Origin of the sequence: Pseudonocardia cypriaca, from assembly GCF_006717045.1 — a bacterium.
Lineage (GTDB): Bacteria > Actinomycetota > Actinomycetes > Mycobacteriales > Pseudonocardiaceae > Pseudonocardia > Pseudonocardia cypriaca.
Genome location: NZ_VFPH01000002.1, coordinates 929,638 through 946,944, shown reverse-complemented (window position 1 = coordinate 946,944; position 17,307 = coordinate 929,638). Strand labels below are relative to the sequence as shown.

Genomic DNA, 17,307 nt, shown 5'->3' with positions numbered 1-17,307 from the left:
GTCATGGAGACGACGCGGCGCCCGGGACGTCATCGGTGAGCAGCAGCGGCAGGCCGAACGCGGCGAAGAGGTGCGTCTCGTGGAACGCCGTCGCCTCGGCGACCAGGCCCCGCTCGATCCGGAGCACCGAGATCGCGAACGCGCGGAAGCGGGACCCGTCCCGGACGTACGTGGCCACCGCCGGTTGCCGGTTCGCCCCGATCGGCAGCATCCGGAAGCGGCGGCCCGGTCCCGCCGGGTCCCAGCTCGCGCGTAGCGCGGCGACGACCGTGTCGCGGCCCCGGAACCACATCGGCCACGGCGGCATCGCGGTGCGCACGTCCTCGGCGAGCACCGCGGCCACGGCGCCGGGGTCGGCGTTCTCCATCGCGGCCATGTAGCGGCGCAGCACCTCGCGTTCCTCGGCCGTGGGCGGGGAGGCCGTCCAGTCGGCCCGACGGGCGGGGAGGTGCTCGCGCAGGGTCGCCCGCGCCCGCTGCAGCGCGCTGTTGACCGACGCGGTGCTCGAGCCGAGGACGGTCGCGATCTCCCCGGGCCGCCAGCCGAGCACGTCGCGCAACAGCAGCGCCGCCCGCTGCCGGGGCGGCAGGTGCTGGACGGCGACGAGGAAGGCCAGCTCGATCGTCTCCCGCGCGACGGCCGCCGCGCCCGGCTCCGTGTCGTCGGGTGCCAGCCGGTCCGGGAACGGCTGCAGCCAGGGGACGTCGGTGCGCGGCGGGAGGTCTACGCTCGCGTCCGACGGCGGGCGCAGGTCCTGCGGCAGCACCCGCCGGGCCCGGCCGCCGAGCGCGTCGAGGCAGGCGTTGGTGGCGATCCGGTACAGCCAGGCGCGCACGCTGGAGCGGCCCTCGAACGCGTCGACGGCCTTCCAGGCGCGCAGGAACGTCTCCTGCACCAGGTCCTCGGCCTCGTCGAACGAGCCGAGCATCCGGTAGCAGTGCACGCGCAGCTCGCGGCGGTGGGGTTCCACCAGCGCCGCGAACTCGTCGTGCTGGATGCTCACTCGCCCCGCAGCAGCTGCTCGAACGGCACCGGATCCTCGAAGGGGTCCGGCGCCGCCCCGGCCGGGCGGGCCGCCACCAGGTCGGCGAGCTCGCCGGCGGCCCGCGCGATCCGGCGGTCCAGCGCCGGCACCCCCGCGGCCCCGCCCGCCCAGTCCTCCGGGGCCGCGAACACCGCGGTGGGCACGACCACCGCGTGCAGGTACGCCATCAGCGGGCGCACCGCGTGCTCGAGGGCGAGGGAGTGCCGGCCGGTGCCGCCGGTCGCGCCGATCAGCGTGGGCTTCCCGTCGAGCGCGCCGTCCTCCAGCGCGTCGAAGAGCAGCTTGAACAGGCCGTTGTAGGACGCCGAGAACGTGGGCGTGACCGCGATCAGCCCGTCCGCGCCGACCACCGCGTCCAGGACCGGGCGCAGGCCCGGCGCGACGAAGCCGGTGAGCACGGCGTCCACCAGCTCGTGGGCGTGCTCGCGCAGCTCCACCACCTGGACGTCGACGTCGCCACCGATTTCCGGGCCGTGCTCGGCCAGCGCCGCGGTGGTGGCCGCGGCCAGCCGGTCGGCGAGCAGCCGCGTGGAGGACGGGACGCCGATCCCGGCGCTCACAACTGTGATCTTGCGCGTCATGCGAGCACCTCCTGGGCCGCCTTCAGGCTCTCGTGGGTCGGGGCGTCCGGGACGTGCGCGGGCGTCCGCGCCGCGAACTCCTTGCGGAGCACCGGGATCACTTCCTCGCCGAGGATGTCCAGCTGCTCCAGCACCGTCTTGAGCGGCAGCCCCGCGTGGTCCATGAGGAACAGCTGGCGCTGGTAGTCGCCCGCGAACTCGCGGAACGACAGCGTCTTGTCGATGACCTGCTGCGGGCTGCCGACCGTGAGGGCCGTCAGCTCCGAGAAGTCCTCCAGCGACGGGCCGTGGCCGTAGACGGGGGCGTTGTCGAAGTACGGCCGGAACTCGCGCACCGCGTCCTGGGAGTTCTTCCGCATGAACACCTGCCCGCCCAGCCCGACGATCGCCTGGTCGGCAGGGCCGTGGCCGTAGTGCTCGAACCGCCGCCGGTACAGGTTCACCATCCGACGGACGTGGCCCGCGTCCCAGAAGATGTTGTTGTGGAAGAAGCCGTCGCCGTAGAAGGCGGCCTGCTCCGCGATCTCCGGGCTGCGGATCGAGGCGTGCCAGACGAACGGCGGCACCCCGTCGAGCGGCCGCGGGGTGGAGGTGAAGCCCTGCAGCGGTGTGCGGTGCCTGCCCTCCCAGTCGACCACGTCCTCGCGCCACAGCCTGCGCAGCAGCGCGTAGTTCTCGACGGCGAGGGAGATGCCGTCGCGGATGTCCTTGCCGAACCACGGGTAGACCGGCCCGGTGTTGCCGCGCCCCAGCATCAGGTCGACGCGCCCGTCGGCGAGGTGCTGCAACATCGCGTAGTCCTCGGCGATCTTCACCGGGTCGTTGGTGGTGATCAGCGTGGTTGCGGTCGACAGCAGCAGCCGCTTCGTGCGCGCGGCGACGTAGCCGAGCAGCGTGGTGGGGGAGGAGGGCACGAACGGCGGGTTGTGGTGCTCACCGGTCGCGAAGACGTCCATGCCCACCTCCTCCGTCTTCAGGGCGATGGCGACCATCGCCTTGATCCGCTCCGCCTCGGTGGGCGTGCGGCCGGTCGTCGGGTCGGGCGTGACGTCACCGACGGAGAAGACGCCGAACTGCATCTCCATCTCGTTCCCTGCCTCCGGTAGTTGCATCTGCAATCACCTCGCCCAACACGCGGGCCGTCGCGTTCATGCCCGGACCGTGCTCGGTGCCACACCCCGCTCCCGCTTGAACGCAGCGCTGAACGTGAACGCGTCGGAGTACCCCACCCGGCGCGCCACCGCCCCGACCGTGACGTCCGGATCGGCCAGGTACTCGGCGGCCAGGGTCATCCGCCAGCTGCGCAGGTACGCCAGCGGCGCGGACCCGACCAGCTCGCGGAACCGCTTGGCGAACGCCGCCCGGCTCGATCCGCTCCGCGCCGCCAGCTCCTCGACCGTCCAGTGCCGGGCCGGGGCGGCGTGCACCGCTTCGAGGGCGGGCCCGACCACCGGGTCGGCGAGCGCGGCGAACCAGCCGGGCCGCTCGGGTGCCCGCTGGTCGAACCAGGCGTTCAGCGTGCAGGTGAGCAGCCAGTCCAGCAGCCGGTCCTGCACCACAGCAGGCCCGTTGCACCCGCGGTCGAGCAGCTCCAGCAGCGTCACGCAGTCCGGGTCGTCCGGCGAGACGGTGGCGACCGCAGGCAGTGCGCCCATCAGCCGGGTGCCGCCGCCGCGGGTGCTGTACCCGCACACGAGCAGGGACGCGCCCGCGTCGCCCGCCCGGACGGTCACCGAGGCCCCTGGCTGGAGCATCGCGGCCGCACCGGGCCGCAGCACCTCGCCCGCCACCGCGACCTCGCCCGCGACGACCGCGCACAGCACCAGCGGTGAGCCCACGGGGACGGCGTACTCCTCGCCAGGGGCGAGCCGGGCGCGGAGCATGGCGCCTTCCTGGGTCCGGATCCCACGCAGCAAGGTCTCCAGGACCGTCACGATCACGCAGCATAGACGCGAACGCATCCGTCACAGACGTGCGAGCATGGCCGCCGCGACCTGCACGAGATCAACTGGGTGCCATGAACACAGACATCTCGGTGCTGGCCGCGAGCGGCAAGTCCGGCCGCCGGGTGGTCGCGGCGCTGCGGGCCGCCGGGCACCCGGTGCGGGCCGCGTCCCGGACCTCGGAGGTCCGCTTCGACTGGCAGGACCCGACCACCTGGCCCGCTGCGACCGACGGGGCGGGCGCGCTCTACCTCGTCGCCCCGGACGACCCCGCCCCGGTGCGACAGTTCGTCGACCGCGTGCAGGAGGCCGGCGTGAAGCGCGTCGTGCTCCTCTCGGGCCGGGCGAGGGAGGCGTGGGGAGACCGTTTCGGGCACGCGATGGCGGCGGCCGAGGACGCCGTCCGGGGCAGCGACCTGAGCTGGACGATCCTGGCGGCCAACAACTTCATGCAGAACTTCACCGAGGACCTCTGGTACGAGCCGCTGCTGGCCGGCAGGCTCGCCCTGCCCACCGGCGGGGTGCCCGAGCCGCTCGTCGACCTCGATGACGTCGCCGCGGCCGCGGCGAGGCTGCTCACGTCCGACGAGTACGCGGGCCGCACGGTCGAGGTGTCGGGTCCGGCCGCGCTGACGTACGCCGAGGCGGTGGCCACCATCGCGGCCGCGGCCGGCCGGCCGATCCGGTTCGAGGAGCTCACCCCCGCGGCGTACGCGGACGAGCTGCGCGCGGCAGGCCTCGAGGAGGAGTGGGTCGCGTTGCTGGGCGGCCTGCTCGAACTGATGCGCGAGGGGCAGGTCGCCGCCCCCACGTCCGGGGTCGAGGACGTGCTGGGCCGTCCGGCGCGTTCCTTCGAGGACTGGGTGGCGCGGGTCGCGCCGACCGGGGTCTGGGCGAACTGATCACTGTCGGTGGGCCCGTGCATGATGCCCCCGGTCGAGTGAGGGGAGCCATCGATGACGGACGCACCGGCAGCGCTGTCGGATCAGGACCTGGCGGCAGCGCGCGCGGAGCTGGCGGAGGGCCGGCCGTTCCCGGTCTGGTTCACCGCGGCCGCCGTCGGCGTCCCGGTGGGCGGGTCGGCGAAGATCGTGTCGGTCGGCGAGCCGGCCGAGGGCGACTTCGTCGAGGTCCGGCCCACCGGCAGCCGCGACACCGTGTTCTGCTCCCCGAACGAGCTCACGAGCACCCGCCCGCCCCGCAAGCGGGCCCGGCAGGCCGCGCCGCCACCCCCGGCAACTCCGCCGGCGCCCGTGGCGGCGGCGCCGGCGAAGCAGCCGGAGCGGCGGCCGAAGGAGGTGGTGGAGCGCAGCGACACGGTGGAGCGGAACGGCACCGCCGAGCGTGCGGGCACGCCGCCGCCCGCCGTCCCCGAGCGGCGGTCCAGCCGCCCCCGCCCGGGCGCCGCCCGGCCGACCGAGGTCACCGTCACGCTCAGCAGCACCGCCGACGGCGAGTGGACCGTGGAGGTCGTCACCGGCCGCAAGCGGACGGTCCGGCCCACCCCGGTGCAGCCGGCCGAGGTGGCCAAGGCCGCCCGCTCCCTTCCGCCTGCCGTCGCAGAGGCGATCGAGTCGTCGCTGGTGGCGGCCCGGCAGCGGCAGATCGAGCGGGTGGAGCGGCTGCGGGCCGAGCTCGACGCGGCGCAGCGGGCTCTGCAGGACCTCTCGGGCTGATCGGTATGGGCCCGGCTCAGTGCTTCGGGCCCGCGACCCGGTCCAACGTGGCCACTGCCTCCCGGCGGGCCACCGAGATCGTGTCGGGGCGGGGGAAGCGGTGGGCGATGCCGAGCCGGTCGAGCGAGGTGCTGCAGAGCCCGAGGATGTCGGTGGACTTGTTGCTGAAGAGCCAGCGCGGGTACTCGTAGCGCCGGGTGTCTCCAGCCGTCTTGCGGGGCGTCCAGTTCGTGATCCGGCAGCCGTCTGAGTGGAACAAGCCGCGGAGGAACTCTCCCGTGTGTTCGGCGACGAGTTCCTCCTGCCACGGCTCCAGCACGATCGCGCGGGTGTGCTTCATGCCCGGGCCGTGCTGGGGGAAGAGGCAAGGCCAGTGCTTCCAGCGCGCAGTCACGGATGTGCATCCCTGCCGCCGCAGGCGGCTCACCGTGTTGTCCGGCCGAATCGCGCGGATCGCGGCGGCACATTCGGCGATGATCCCCGGCCATGCGTCGGCACATGCGATGCGCAGCGACCACACGTTCCCGCGCCCGCGGCTGAGGGTGCCGTCGCCAAGGTACTGGCCGAGAAGGTAGGCGTACTCCGTTGCGGTCGCGGGCGAACTCGGATCCGGACCGCAGCGAGGGCACTCGGAGCTACGAGATCGATGAGTTCCGTCGCGCCAGCTGCGCACCGCCGACCGGCTGATTCCGGTGGCTCGACTGACAGCGGAGATGCTCTGGCCGGAGCGGACAGCCGCCAGCGCAGCCTCGCGCACCTCGGCGTCGTACACGTACCCAGTGTCGCGTCCGCCCCTGACGATTCCGATGACGGCCGGGTGCCCCCGGTGGGATTCGAACCCACACTGGACGCTGTTTGAGAGCGCTGCCTGCTGCCAATTGGGCTACGGGGGCGGCTCCGGGAACTCTATCGCGACGGCACCGCGGCTGTCCGTCGGCCCGGGACGATCGGCGGGATCACAGTTCGGCCGCCTGGTCCGCCGGTATTCTGAATCCTTCCGGTACAACCCTCCGGCGAAGGAGAGCAGCCCTGTGAGCCAGCAGGTGTCCGAGCAGAAGTCCGCGGACGAGGCCCGACCGGCCACCGGTCTGCGTGTGCTCGTGGTCGAGGACGAGGCACTGATCCGCCTCGACCTCACGGAGATGTTGACCGAGGAGGGCTACGTCATCGCCGGCGAGGCGGGCGACGGTGAGCAGGCCGTCGAGCTCGCCCGCGAGCTGCGCCCCGACCTGGTGATCATGGACGTGAAGATGCCCAAGGTCGACGGCATCGCCGCGGCCGGGTCGATCGTCGAGGAGAAGATCGCGCCGGTCGTCATGCTCACCGCGTTCAGCCAGCGCGACCTCATCGAGCAGGCGCGGGACGCGGGCGCGATGGCGTACCTGGTGAAGCCGTTCGCGCGGCACGAGCTGGTGCCGGCCATCGAGCTCGCGGTGTCCCGGTTCGCCGAGAAGCGGGCGCTCGAGGACGAGGTCGCCACGCTCACCGACCGGCTCGAGACCCGCAAGATCGTCGACCGGGCCAAGGGCCTGCTGATGACGCGGCAGAGCATGACCGAGCCGGAGGCGTTCCGCTGGATCCAGCGCACCGCGATGGACCGCAGGACCACGATGAAGGCGGTCGCGGAGGCCATCGTCGACGGGTTGGCCGCGCCGAAGTCCTGAGGCTCATGAACGTTGCGGTCCGGTAAAGGACCGGCCTCTGATGATGACTCTGTCAGTCGCTTTCCCTTAACGTCCGCCCGTCTCCCGGATCGGGGGGCGAGCGTGGACGGTCCCGCGGGGAGTCCGGGGGCGGTACGGAAGGACATGGACATGAGTCGGAAGCGGATGGTGCTCGCGGTCGCCGCGACACTGGCCGGAGCCCTGGTGCTCGCGGCGTGTGGCGGCGGTGGCGGTGGTGACACCGGTGGTGCCGCCCCGACCCAGCAGCGCGCAGAGCCGACGCAGGCGCCGTTCAGCCCGCCGGCCGACGCCGTGCTCCCGGCCGGCGACGGTCAGGGGCAGTGCAGCGGCAACCCGTCGATCGCCTACGTCGGCACGATCGCCGGCGCGAACGCGGGGCTGGGCATCGCGATCAAGCAGGCGGTCGAGCTCGCGATCGAGGAGCACAACCAGGCCAACGCCGGCTGCCAGGTCTCCTACAAGGAGTTCGACACCGGCGGTTCCCCGCAGACCGCGCTCGCTCCCACGGTCGCCGCCATCAACGACCCGTCGATCCTCGGGGTCGTGGGGCTGCCGTTCTCCGGCGAGTCCGAGGCCGTCGGCCCGGCGCTCACGGAGGCGGGCCTGGTCTCGGTCACCCCGTCGGCCACCCGGCCCGACCTCACGACGAAGGGCTGGACGCACTTCTTCCGCGGCCTGGGCAACGACGCGGTGCAGGGTCCCGCTGCGGCCCGGTTCATCACCGGCACCCTCGGCGCCCAGAGCGTCTGCGTGATCCGCGACGACAGCGCGTACGGGCAGGGTCTCGCCACCGAGCTGACCAACGCCCTGGGTGGCGCCGCCACCTGCCAGGAGGAGGTCAAGACCGGTCAGCGGGAGTTCTCCGCGGCCATCGGCACCATCCAGTCGGCGAACCCGAACGCGATCTTCTACGCCGGCTACTACGACGAGGGCGCCCCGCTCGCCCAGCAGCTGCGCGACGCCGGCATCGAGGCGGACCTCGTGGTGCCGGACGGTGTGAAGGACCCGATCTTCGTCCAGAACGCCGGTGAGGCGTCCGACGGTGTCTACATGACCTGCCCGTGCCTGCCGGGTGACGTGTTCCCGGAGTTCACGAACGCCTACAAGGCCCGCTGGAACGTCGACCCGCAGACGTACTCGGCCGAGGCGTACGACGCCACGACGATCCTGCTGCGCGGCCTCGACCAGGGCATCTCCGACCGGGCCGGGCTGCTCGAGCACGTGCGCAACTACAAGGGGCAGGGCCTCACCAAGGCATTCGCGTGGAACGCACAGGGCGAGCTGAACGAGACCCCGGTGTGGAGCTACGTCGTGAAGGACGGCCAGATCCAGCGGCTGTCGCCGATCGACTAGCAACACGCGTCAGGCGCCAACGTAAGCGGTGGCGACGAGCGCGGTCCCGGGACAAGCCCCGGGACCGCGCCGTAGTCACGTGAAGACGGGAAACACCCTGTGATCACCCACGTCACGAGCGTGCTCGCGCAGGACCCGCTGATCGACTTCAACTTCCAGTTGCTGGTCGACCGGTTCTGGGCCAACACCATCGACGGCCTGTCCTACGGCTCCATCTATGCCCTGGTGGCAATCGGGTACACCCTGGTCTACGGTGTGCTGCGCCTGATCAACTTCGCGCACAGCGAGATCTTCGTCATCGGCGTCTTCGCCGCCTACTTCACGTTCGCGTCGCTGGGGTTCGTCCCCGGCGAGTCGCCCCAGCTGGGGCTGTTCGTGCTGATCGGTTCGCTGCTGGTCGCCGGGCTCGTCGCGATGGCGGTGTCGGGCGGATCCGCCGTACTGCTGGAACGGGTCTGCTACCGGCCGCTGCGCAAGCGCGGCGCTCCACCGCTGGTCTTCTTGATCACCGCGATCGGCGCGTCGTTCGCCATCCAGCAGATCTTCCTGATCACGCTCGGCGCCAACTCGCAGCCGACGATCCGGCTCCTGCGCCCGACCGAGGTGTTCGAGATCTTCGGTGCGCGGGTCACGAACATCCAGATCATGACGGTCGTGGCGGCGATCGTGCTGATGGTCGTCGCCGACACGTTCGTCAACCGAACCCGCCTCGGGAGGGGCGTCCGGGCGGTGTCCCAGGACCCGGCGACGGCCACGCTGATGGGTGTCAACCGCGAGCGCGTCTTCATGCTGACGTTCCTGCTCGGCGGCGTACTGGCCGGCGCGGCTGCGCTGTTCTACATCATGACCATTCCGGCTGCAGCGGTGTACAACGGCGGCTTCCTGCTCGGCATCAAGGCGTTCACCGCCGCGGTGCTCGGTGGGATCGGGAACCTGCGCGGCGCCCTCCTCGGAGGGCTGGTGCTGGGCGTCGTCGAGAACTACGGCCAGTCGTTCTTCGGCGGCGAGTGGCGCGATGTCATCGCGTTCGTGTTGCTGATCGTCGTGCTGATGTTCCGGCCCACCGGCATCCTCGGCGAGTCGCTCGCGAAGGCACGCGCATGAACGCCCCGGACGCCGCCGCGGCAAAGGTCCCGTTCGGCACGCGGTTGCGGGACTGGTGGGGATCGCTGGACCGGTGGCAGCAGTGGGCGGTCCTCATCCCGGCGGTCCTGCTGATCTACCTCCTGCCGGTGCTCAACCCGCCGTTGCTCACCACCGAGCCGGGCACCGACTTCCAGATCACGCTGTTCAACGCGGCCCGGATCGCGCTGATCGCGATCGGGCTGAACATCGTGGTCGGGCAGGCGGGCCTGCTCGACCTCGGCTACGTCGGGTTCTTCGCGGTCGGCGCCTACACCACGGCGGTGTTCTCGAGCCCCGACTCGTTCCTCGCCACCGACTACCCGTGGCTGGCCTGCATCCCGTTGGCGATGTTCGTCACGGCGGTGTCCGGGCTCCTCCTCGGTGCCCCGACGCTGCGGTTGCGCGGCGACTACCTCGCGATCGTCACCCTCGGGTTCGGCGAGATCGTCCGGCTGCTCGCCGACAACCTCGACCCGCTGCGCGGCCAGCGCGGCTTCGGTGCCATCCCCGGCCCGGAGGTCACCCGCGCCGACGGCTCGCAGGTTTTCACCTCCACGGACGGCACGCCGTGGTACTGGCTGACCGTCACCGTGATCATCATCGTGCTCATGTTCGTCGGCAACCTCGAACGCAGCCGCGTGGGCCGGGCGTGGGTGGCCATCCGGGAGGACGAGGACGCTGCGGAGTCGATGGGCGTGCCCACGTTCCGGTTCAAGCTGTGGGCGTTCGCGATGGGCGCCACCGTCGGCGGGTTGTCCGGCGCGATCTACGCCGGGCAGGTCGGCTTCATCAACAGCCAGGGCTTCGACATCATCACGTCGATCCTGTTCCTCGCCGCCGTGGTGCTCGGGGGTTCGGGCAACAAGGTCGGGGTCATCCTCGGCGCGTTCATCATCGTGTACATCCCGGACCGGTTCCAGGTGATCGCCCAGTACCGCTTCCTGATCTTCGGACTTGCCATCATCGTGCTCATGATCTTCCGTCCGCAGGGCCTGCTCGGCGCCCGCCAGCGTCTGCTGACCTACGGCAGGCAGGCCTACCAGCGCCTGATCGGCAAGGGGGAGCAGATCAGCAGCGAGAGTGCGCTGGGCAAGCACGAGGAAGGGGTGCTCCGGTGAACCCGCAGGAACCGCCCACCGAGGAGATCCACCAGGCCGAGGGCGGGCTGGTCGCCGAGCTGGAGCGGATGACCCCGCAGGAGCGGGCGGCGCACGACAGGGAGGTGGCCGCGGCCGCCGCGACGGATCGGGAGATCGCCGTCGGCGTCGGCGACACGCTGCTCGAGCTGCGCGACCTCACGATGCGCTTCGGCGGCCTGACGGCGCTCGACTCCGTGTCGTTCTCGATCCAGCGGGGCGAGATCCTCGGGCTGATCGGCCCGAACGGCGCCGGGAAGACCACCTGCTTCAACGCCATGACCGGCGTCTTCCGCCCGACGTCGGGCGATGTGCTGCTGGAGGGGCGCTCGATCGCTCGCAGCCACCGCCACCAGATCACCCGGCTCGGGATCGCGCGGACGTTCCAGAACATCCGGCTGTTCGGCGAGATGACGGCGCTCGAGAACGTGATGGTGGGCACCGACGCCCGCCACAAGACGAGCGTGCCGGGGGCGGTCTTCCGCTTCCCGCGGCACTACGCCGAGGAGCGGGCGGGCGTCGAGAAGTCGATGGCACTGCTCGAGTTCGTCGGGATCGCCGACCGGGCCGCTGAGAAGGCGCGCAACCTGCCCTACGGCTACCAGCGGCGGCTGGAGATCGCCAGGGCGCTTGCCACCGAGCCGAAGCTGCTCTGCCTCGACGAACCGGCCGCCGGCTTCAACCCGGCGGAGAAGGACGACCTGGTCGCACTGATCCGCAAGATCAGGGAGGACGGGTACACCGTGCTCGTCATCGAGCACGACATGCGGGTCGTCATGGGCGTCACCGACCGCATCGTCGTCCTCGAGTTCGGACGCAAGATCGCAGAAGACGAGCCGGAAGCGATCCGCGAGGATCCGGCCGTCGTGGCGGCCTACCTGGGGGTTCCCGACGATGGCTCTGCTTGAGCTGGACGGCGTGGCCGTGCACTACGGGCGCATCCAGGCGCTCTCGGACGTGTCGGTCACGGTTGAGGCGGGCGAGATCGTCGCGCTGATCGGCGCGAACGGCGCCGGCAAGACCACCACGATGCGCGCGATCTCCGGACTGCTGCCGCTGAGCGCGGGCCGGGTGGTCTTCGAGGACGAGGACATCACCCGGATGCGGGCCGACCTGCGGGTCCGGCGCGGGATCTGCCAGGCGCCGGAGGGTCGCGGCGTGTTCCCGGGCCTCACGGTGCTGGAGAACCTCGACATGGGGGCCTACAGCCGCAAGGACCGGCGGACGGCCGCGTACCGCGAGGACCTGGACCACGTGTTCGAGCTGTTCCCGCGGCTCGCGGAGCGGCGCAACCAGGCGGGCGGCACCCTGTCCGGCGGCGAGCAGCAGATGGTGGCCATCGGCCGTGCGCTGATGGCGCGGCCCCGGGTGCTGCTGCTCGACGAGCCGTCGATGGGGCTGGCGCCGCAGATCATCCAGCAGATCTTCCGGATCATCCGCGACATCAACGCCGATCGCGGCACCACGGTGCTGCTGGTGGAGCAGAACGCGAGCCAGGCCCTCGCGCTCGCGCACCGGGCGTACGTGCTGGAGACGGGGCGGGTGGTGCAGCACGGCACCGGCCGTCAGCTGCTCGACGACCCTGCCGTGCGCAACGCCTACCTGGGCGTGGCCTGACCGCAGCCTGCGGAGCGAACAGCGGGCACCGACGCTCGGCCGTCCGGGTCAGAACCCGGACGGCCGGGTGTCCCGGTGCAGGCAGGTGAGCTTGGCCGTGCAGGTGCGCCTGCCCGCGGCGTCGGTGATCACGATCTCGGTGGTGGACGTGCTGCGGCCGATGTGGAGCGGCCGGGCCACGCCGGTGACGAGCCCCTCGGTGGCCGAGCGGTGGTGGGTGCACGCCAGCTCGAGGCCGACCGGGAACCGGTCGGGCAGGGCGTGCAGCGCCGAGAGCGTGGAGCCGAGCGTCTCGGCCAGCACGGCGTTGGCGCCGCCGTGCAGCAGCCCGAACGGCTGCCGGTTGCCCGCCACCGGCATGGTCCCGACCACCTCGTCGAGGCTCAGCGAGACGAGCTCGATGCCCATCAGCTTCTGGAGCTGCTCGGGGGCGTCGGGGAGCGCCAGTTCGGCCGGGTCGATGGGCATGCCGGCACTTTATGTCAGCCCCATCCGAGGCGGGCGTCGGCGGCTCCGAGCAGGTCGGCGTAGCGCGCTGCCTGCACCTGCACCGCGTCGCGCACCGGCGCGGGGAGCGGGGCGAACGGGCGGACGGTGACGGTCAGGGCGTCGCCCCGCCGCTCGTGCTCCCACACCCCGGCGACGGCGCCGTCGACGACGAGCACGGGGGAGATCCAGCCCGCGGTGCGCGAGACCTCCGCCGCGCGGTCGGGCGGAACCGCGCGCTCGCGGTGGGAACGGGGGGCGATCACCCACGGGTCGAAGCCGGGCAGCAGCACGACGTCGCCCGCCGGGGCGTCGGGGACGGCCGCCAGCTCGTCGGCGTCCTCGACCCGGACGACGAACCCCGCCTCCCCGTCGACCTCGACGGCGGTGAGCGCGTCGGAGCTCTCCCGGATCCAGCGCCGCGCCGGGGCCGGCTGGTCGCCCCACCAGCGTGCGACGTCGACGGCGGTGGCCGGGCCGTTGGCGGCGAGGAAGCGCAGCAGCACCTCCCGGTTGGCCGCCGGGGGGTCGACCGGCCGCAGCGGCCGCCCGAGCCACGCCGCCGGGTTGACGAACGAGACCGCCCCGTCGGTGGCGGGCCCGGAGCAGAGCAGCCCGCGGCTCGCCGCCGGTTTGAGCACGGCGCCCCAGCCGGTGGACAGCGGGCCGGCGAGTGCCGGGTCGCCCAGCCGGGCGGCGATCGCGGCGGCGAGCTCGGCCCTGCTGAGCGGCTCGGCGCCGAGCACCTCGCCGACGGCCTCGGTGATGGCGTGCACCTGCTCCCCGGTGACGCCGTGCTCGCGTTCGTACGAGGGCGGGAAGCGGCGCCGCGACTCGTACTCGGTGCGCGCGCCCACCCACACGTCGAGCTCGTCGGCGGGGAGCAGGTGCAGCGTGCCGCGCATGGCCCAGGTGCGCACGAACGACCGGTCGCGCCACAGCGCCGTGTCGAGGTCGGGCGGTGCGGCGCTGCGGATGCCGGCGATCAGCTCCGTGCACGACGCCACCTGGGCGTGCAGCCCGCAGACCCGCCGGGCCACGGCGAGCGCGTCGGCCGCGGGTTCCACCAGGAGCTGCCGCCGCAACCGCCACCGCACGACCTGCCGCCACGTGACCTTCATGGGCCGATCCCAGCACAGGGCCCTGACCGGTTCCGACGAACGGCGCGTTCGTCGGAACCTATCCGACGAACGCGCCGCTCGTCGGAACGATCACGGGTGCGGTTTGTGCGTCACGAAGATCGCCGTCCCGGGGAACAGCCGACCACGCAGCGGGGACCACTGGCCCCACACCGTCTCCCTGTCCTCCGGCCACTCCGGCTCCACCAGGTCGTCCAGCACCAGGCCGGCGGCCACGAGGTCGCGGACCCGGTCACCGAGGGTGCGGTGGTGCTCGACGTAGGTGGCGCGGCCATCGCCGTCGATCTCGACGTACGGGGTGCGGTCGAAGTACGACTGCTGGACGGTGAGGCCGTCGGGGCCGGGGTCGTCGGAGAACATCCAGCGCATGGGGTGGTTCACGGCGAACACCCAGCGGCCGCCCGGGCGCAGCACCCGCACGACCTCGCGCATCACGCGCTCCGGCTCGGCGACGAAGGGCACGGCGCCGAACGCGGAGCAGGCGGCGTCGAACGAGGCGTCGGCGAACGGCAGGTGCTCGGCGCCCGCCTGCACGAGCGGTACGGCCAACCCGGTGGCGGTGCCGAGCGCGGCGGCGTGGCGCAGCATCGCGGAGGAGAGGTCGAGCGCAACCGGGTGCGCACCCTGCGCGGCGAGCCACCGCGCGCACGGCGCCGAGCCGGAACCGACCTCCAGCACGCGTAGCCCGGTGGGGTCGCCGAGCAGCCGGGCGTCGGCCTCGCGCAGGCCCTCCGGGCACCAGACGAAGTCGGCCTCGCCGATGTCGCGGCCGTGTTCGGCCAGGTAGTCGTCGGCGTCGGCGTCCCACCAGAGCCGGCTCGCGCGCTCCGACTCGGCCGCGTCGACGGTCCGGCGGGCCACTCCGGCCGTACCCAACAGCTCTTCAGCGCTCATTGCACGGCCTCGCTGGCGCTCGGCCGGCGCTTCGCGCACGCGCTGTATCGATGGTTCGCTCGCTGTCGCTCGCTCACCTGGGAATCTTCACGTGCCGAGAGCAGTTGACCAGGGGGTACCCGCATTGCCCTGCTGATCGGGCGGCGCGTAGCATCATACTCGCGGTGTGGTCAACGTCGCGGGTACGACGCGCGCTTCGATCCGGCCACGCATCGCGACGCAATCCACGATCCACGAGCAAGGGTGACAGCACCACGTCACGAGACGTACCGCACACAGACCGCACCACCAGACCATCCACCACCGGAGCACCCCACTACATGTCCACCGACACCACCGCCGCCCCGACCACGCCGCAGGTCGCCGTCAACGACATCGGGTCGGAGGAGGATTTCCTCGCCGCCATCGACCAGACGATCAAGTACTTCAACGATGGTGACATCGTCGAAGGCACCATCGTCAAGGTCGACCGTGACGAGGTCCTGCTCGACATCGGCTACAAGACCGAGGGCGTCATCCCCTCGCGCGAGCTGTCCATCAAGCACGATGTCGATCCTGCCGAGGTCGTGTCGGTCGGTGAGTTCGTCGAGGCCCTCGTCCTCCAGAAGGAGGACAAGGAAGGCCGGCTGATCCTGTCCAAGAAGCGCGCGCAGTACGAGCGCGCCTGGGGCACGATCGAGGCCCTCAAGGAGGCCGACGAGCCCGTCGAGGGCACGGTCATCGAGGTCGTCAAGGGCGGCCTGATCCTCGACATCGGGCTCCGTGGCTTCCTGCCCGCCTCGCTGGTCGAGATGCGCCGGGTCCGCGACCTGCAGCCGTACGTCGGCCGCAAGATCGAGGCCAAGATCATCGAGCTCGACAAGAACCGCAACAACGTGGTCCTGTCGCGCCGCGCCTGGCTGGAGCAGACCCAGTCCGAGGTCCGCAGCGAGTTCCTCAACCAGCTCAAGCAGGGCCAGGTCCGCAAGGGCGTGGTCTCCTCGGTGGTCAACTTCGGTGCGTTCGTCGACCTGGGCGGGGTCGACGGCCTCGTCCACGTCTCCGAGCTGTCCTGGAAGCACATCGACCACCCGAGCGAGGTCGTCGAGGTCGGCCAGGAGGTCACGGTCGAGGTGCTGTCGGTCGAGATGGACCGCGAGCGCGTCTCGCTGTCCCTCAAGGCCACGCAGGAAGACCCGTGGCGCCTGTACGCCCGCACCCACGCGATCGGTCAGATCGTGCCGGGCAAGGTCACCAAGCTCGTTCCCTTCGGTGCGTTCGTGCGCGTCGAGGAGGGCATCGAGGGCCTGGTGCACATCTCCGAGCTGGCCGAGCGCCACGTGGAGATCCCGGAGCAGGTCGTGCAGGTCGGCGACGACTGCATGGTCAAGGTCATCGACATCGACCTCGACCGGCGCCGCATCTCGCTGTCGCTCAAGCAGGCCAACGAGGGCATGACGGTCGACACCGAGTTCGACCCCACTCGCTACGGCATGGCGGCGGAGTACGACGACCAGGGGAACTACATCTACCCCGAGGGCTTCGACGTCGAGACCGGCGAGTGGAAGGAAGGCTTCGAGTCCCAGCGCGAGGCCTGGGAGAAGGAGTACGCGGAGGCGCACTCCCGCTACGAGCAGCACATCGCGCAGATCCGCAAGACCGCCGAGGCGGAGGCCGAGGCGGCCGCCGACGGCGGGGCTGCCAACTACTCGTCCGGCGGTGAGGCGGCTCCGGCGCAGACCGGTGGCTCCCTCGCGAGCGACGAGCAGCTGGCCGCGCTGCGGGAGAAGCTGTCCGGCGGAGCCTGATCGCCAGATCGCTGGGGCGGCCCCGGTGACCTCTGGTCACCGGGGCCGTCCCGCGTTCGGGGGAAGGATTGTCACGGTTCGGTGAGCGAGCGGCCGCGTGGGGTGATTACCCATCTGTTCCGATCTAACGTGGGAACCATGCGCGGGGCGGGAGGCGGGCGCGCCGCGCGGGCGCTGCTCGCCGCCGCGCTCGCGCTGGCGATCGGTGCGTGCGGCACCTCCGAGGCCGAGCCGACGGCCCTTCCGACGTTCCCGACGGCGGATGGGTCCGGCCCGGCCGCCACGGCGGCCGACGACGGGCGCGTCATCCCCGTCGACTGCGGCCGCATCCTCGCCGCTCCCGATCTCGAGGCCGTGATGGGGCTCCCGCTCGGCTCGGTGGCCGTGCGCACCACCGTCGGCGTGCCCCAGCCCGCCGTGGGCCGCACCGAGCGGGTCTCGTGCCGCTACACCCGGGCGGGCGACGGCGGCGGCAGGGCGCTCCTGGACATCAACGCCACCGCCTATCGCGACCCCGCGGCGGCGTCCGCCCAGTGGCAGGTGAACGTCAAGGCGGAGTCGGGGGAGCGGCGGGACATGCCGCTCGGCAGCGCGCCAGCTGTGGTGTTCGAGAAGCGGGGCCAAGCCGTGCTGATGGTGGCCCATTCCACGAGCAACCTCACGCTCGTGCTGCCGGACCAGCCGCTTCCGGGCGGGAAGACGCGCGTCGACGCGCTGGTCGACCTCGCGCTGCGGGTGCTCCCGGCGGTCTCGACCGATCCGTCGACCGCACCCCCGCCGCCCCCGCTCGGCGAGCCGGTATCGCAGGCCGGCGCCTCGCGATGATCCAGTAACCTCCGG

The 17,307-nt window shown here is 71.9% G+C and carries 18 protein-coding genes and 1 tRNA gene; 10 read left to right on the top strand and 9 right to left on the bottom strand.

Annotated elements, in window-relative coordinates; genetic code table 11:
- Position 1 precedes the first annotated feature (1 nt).
- The 4 genes from FB388_RS22020 to FB388_RS22005 form a co-directional block, all read right to left on the bottom strand.
- On the bottom strand, positions 2–1,003 hold the full coding sequence (locus FB388_RS22020) for a sigma-70 family RNA polymerase sigma factor (protein WP_342787925.1): 1,002 nt from the start codon (positions 1,001–1,003) through the stop codon (positions 2–4).
- Positions 1,000–1,626, bottom strand: coding sequence for an FMN reductase (locus FB388_RS22015; RefSeq protein WP_142104105.1), 627 nt, complete (start codon positions 1,624–1,626; stop codon positions 1,000–1,002). The genes FB388_RS22020 and FB388_RS22015 overlap by 4 nt, the downstream gene beginning before the upstream one ends.
- Positions 1,623–2,705 carry an LLM class flavin-dependent oxidoreductase gene (locus tag FB388_RS22010; RefSeq protein ID WP_142106193.1) on the bottom strand — a complete coding sequence of 361 codons (1,083 nt, stop codon included), beginning with the start codon at positions 2,703–2,705 and terminating at the stop codon, positions 1,623–1,625. The genes FB388_RS22015 and FB388_RS22010 overlap by 4 nt, the downstream gene beginning before the upstream one ends.
- A gap of 69 nt (positions 2,706–2,774) precedes the next feature.
- Complete coding sequence (locus FB388_RS22005; protein ID WP_170225781.1) at positions 2,775–3,560, bottom strand: AraC family transcriptional regulator; 786 nt, start codon at positions 3,558–3,560, stop codon at positions 2,775–2,777.
- An 83-nt stretch (positions 3,561–3,643) separates the two neighbouring features.
- Here FB388_RS22005 and FB388_RS40930 point away from each other — a divergent pair, with 83 nt between their 5' ends.
- Positions 3,644–4,471 (top strand): NAD(P)H-binding protein, encoded by an 828-nt coding sequence (locus FB388_RS40930; RefSeq protein ID WP_142104103.1) that lies wholly within the window; start codon positions 3,644–3,646, stop codon positions 4,469–4,471.
- Positions 4,472–4,525: 54 nt separating this feature from the next.
- Positions 4,526–5,245, top strand: coding sequence for a DUF6319 family protein (locus tag FB388_RS21995; RefSeq protein ID WP_142104102.1), 720 nt, complete (start codon positions 4,526–4,528; stop codon positions 5,243–5,245).
- Positions 5,246–5,261: 16 nt separating this feature from the next.
- On the opposite strand, the gene FB388_RS21990 is transcribed toward FB388_RS21995, so the two are convergent.
- On the bottom strand, positions 5,262–6,017 hold the full coding sequence (locus tag FB388_RS21990) for a helix-turn-helix domain-containing protein (RefSeq protein ID WP_142104101.1): 756 nt from the start codon (positions 6,015–6,017) through the stop codon (positions 5,262–5,264).
- 46 nt (positions 6,018–6,063) lie between these two features.
- A tRNA-Leu gene (locus FB388_RS21985) sits at positions 6,064–6,138 on the bottom strand.
- Positions 6,139–6,276: 138 nt separating this feature from the next.
- Between FB388_RS21985 and FB388_RS21980 the strand changes: the two genes are divergently transcribed.
- The 6 genes from FB388_RS21980 (at position 6,277) to FB388_RS21955 (ending at position 12,161) form a co-directional block, all read left to right on the top strand.
- On the top strand, positions 6,277–6,909 hold the full coding sequence (locus FB388_RS21980) for an ANTAR domain-containing response regulator (protein WP_142104100.1): 633 nt from the start codon (positions 6,277–6,279) through the stop codon (positions 6,907–6,909).
- A 150-nt stretch (positions 6,910–7,059) separates the two neighbouring features.
- Positions 7,060–8,283: a branched-chain amino acid ABC transporter substrate-binding protein gene (locus tag FB388_RS21975; RefSeq protein ID WP_142104099.1), complete on the top strand. Its 1,224-nt coding sequence runs from the start codon at positions 7,060–7,062 to the stop codon at positions 8,281–8,283.
- A gap of 102 nt (positions 8,284–8,385) precedes the next feature.
- Positions 8,386–9,387 carry a branched-chain amino acid ABC transporter permease gene (locus tag FB388_RS21970; protein ID WP_425468585.1) on the top strand — a complete coding sequence of 334 codons (1,002 nt, stop codon included), beginning with the start codon at positions 8,386–8,388 and terminating at the stop codon, positions 9,385–9,387.
- On the top strand, positions 9,384–10,526 hold the full coding sequence (locus FB388_RS21965) for a branched-chain amino acid ABC transporter permease (protein ID WP_142104098.1): 1,143 nt from the start codon (positions 9,384–9,386) through the stop codon (positions 10,524–10,526). Before FB388_RS21970 ends, FB388_RS21965 begins: the two co-directional genes overlap by 4 nt.
- 68 nt (positions 10,527–10,594) lie before the next feature.
- Entirely contained in the window at positions 10,595–11,452 is an 858-nt protein-coding gene (locus tag FB388_RS21960; protein WP_142106191.1) for an ABC transporter ATP-binding protein, read from the top strand.
- Entirely contained in the window at positions 11,439–12,161 is a 723-nt protein-coding gene (locus FB388_RS21955) for an ABC transporter ATP-binding protein (protein ID WP_142104097.1), read from the top strand. Before FB388_RS21960 ends, FB388_RS21955 begins: the two co-directional genes overlap by 14 nt.
- A 48-nt stretch (positions 12,162–12,209) precedes the next feature.
- On the opposite strand, the gene FB388_RS21950 is transcribed toward FB388_RS21955, so the two are convergent.
- The 3 genes from FB388_RS21950 to FB388_RS21940 form a co-directional block, all read right to left on the bottom strand.
- Positions 12,210–12,629, bottom strand: coding sequence for a PaaI family thioesterase (locus FB388_RS21950; protein ID WP_142104096.1), 420 nt, complete (start codon positions 12,627–12,629; stop codon positions 12,210–12,212).
- Positions 12,630–12,643: 14 nt separating this feature from the next.
- Positions 12,644–13,768 (bottom strand): winged helix DNA-binding domain-containing protein, encoded by a 1,125-nt coding sequence (locus FB388_RS21945; RefSeq protein ID WP_142104095.1) that lies wholly within the window; start codon positions 13,766–13,768, stop codon positions 12,644–12,646.
- A 90-nt stretch (positions 13,769–13,858) separates the two neighbouring features.
- A complete protein-coding gene (locus FB388_RS21940) occupies positions 13,859–14,680 on the bottom strand; it encodes a class I SAM-dependent methyltransferase (protein ID WP_142104094.1) in 822 nt (273 codons plus the stop codon).
- A 320-nt stretch (positions 14,681–15,000) separates the two neighbouring features.
- Between FB388_RS21940 and rpsA the strand changes: the two genes are divergently transcribed.
- Together rpsA and FB388_RS21930 are read left to right on the top strand one after the other, a co-directional pair.
- Entirely contained in the window at positions 15,001–16,467 is a 1,467-nt protein-coding gene (gene rpsA, locus FB388_RS21935) for a 30S ribosomal protein S1 (protein WP_142104093.1), read from the top strand.
- A 138-nt stretch (positions 16,468–16,605) separates the two neighbouring features.
- Positions 16,606–17,292 carry a hypothetical protein gene (locus FB388_RS21930; protein ID WP_142104092.1) on the top strand — a complete coding sequence of 229 codons (687 nt, stop codon included), beginning with the start codon at positions 16,606–16,608 and terminating at the stop codon, positions 17,290–17,292.
- Positions 17,293–17,307 lie beyond the last annotated feature (15 nt).